A 1,025-nucleotide genomic window follows, 5' to 3' on the forward strand; every position below is an offset into this window, starting at 1 on the left:
TGGTTAGAAGGCCAACAAACGGCTTATAAACCGGGTAGCACCTGGGGTAAACCTTGGGCGCAGGGCGAATTAAGCAAAACTCAGGCACTCAAATTAATCAGCGAACAAGGCGAGAATATCCCACTGCAAAGTTGGCCAACGGCCTACTGGCCAGATGGCAGCGTAAAATGGACCGCCCACGCCATTCCAGCCAACGCCGCCCCCGGTCACAGCTTTCAAATTGAAAAAGGCCAACCGGCCCAGCCTCAGCACAGCATTAAAATTAACAAACAAACCAATGGCATTGCCGTTTCAACTGGACTCATCAGCTGCTTAATCCCCAACCAAGGTGAACACATTGTCACCCAAATCAAACGCGGTGGAAAACTAATCGCCCAAAACGCCCGTTTAGTGGGACTCGTACAAAACCAACCAGAAAACGAACCGGAAAACCCAGCCCAAGTAGAAAGCTTCGTCTCCAACGTAGAACAAGTCGAAATAGAACAAACTGGCTCAATACGGGGAGTCGTTAAAGTCACCGGCAAACAAAAACGCCAATCAGGCAACCAATGGCTACCATTCACCCTACGCCTATACTTTTATGCTGGTGGTGAAACCATTCAAATGAGCCACACCTTTATTTATGACGGCGACGACCAACAAGACTTTATCAAAGGACTTGGCCTGCGCTTTAATGTCATTCAAAACGATAAAGAACTTTATAACCGCCATGTTCGATTTGTTGGTGAAAACAACGGCCTCTGGGGCGAATCCCCCAAAGGCATCACCGGTTTACGCCGTGACCCAGGCCAAGCCGTAAAAGACGCCCAAGTCGCAGGACAACCGACCCCACCGATTGCGCAGTGGGACGAAAGAGTCAGCAGCCGAATGCACTGGATACCCACTTGGAATGACTTCACCCTAAGCCAAGTTAACGCCAATGGCTTTAGCATTAAAAAACGCACCAAAGCAGGCCATGCGTGGATAGATGCAGACCAAGGCCACAGAGCCAACGGCAGCACCTACCTAGGCGGCGTATCCGGTGG

1 protein-coding gene is annotated in these 1,025 nt (G+C 50.4%); it reads left to right on the top strand.

From position 1 onward, the window contains the following. A partial coding sequence (locus N7931_RS19295) for a hypothetical protein (protein WP_262795968.1) occupies positions 1 to 1,025 on the top strand: 1,025 nt, incomplete at both ends.

This window comes from Catenovulum sp. 2E275 (assembly GCF_025515275.1).
In the GTDB taxonomy this organism is placed as follows: domain Bacteria; phylum Pseudomonadota; class Gammaproteobacteria; order Enterobacterales; family Alteromonadaceae; genus Catenovulum.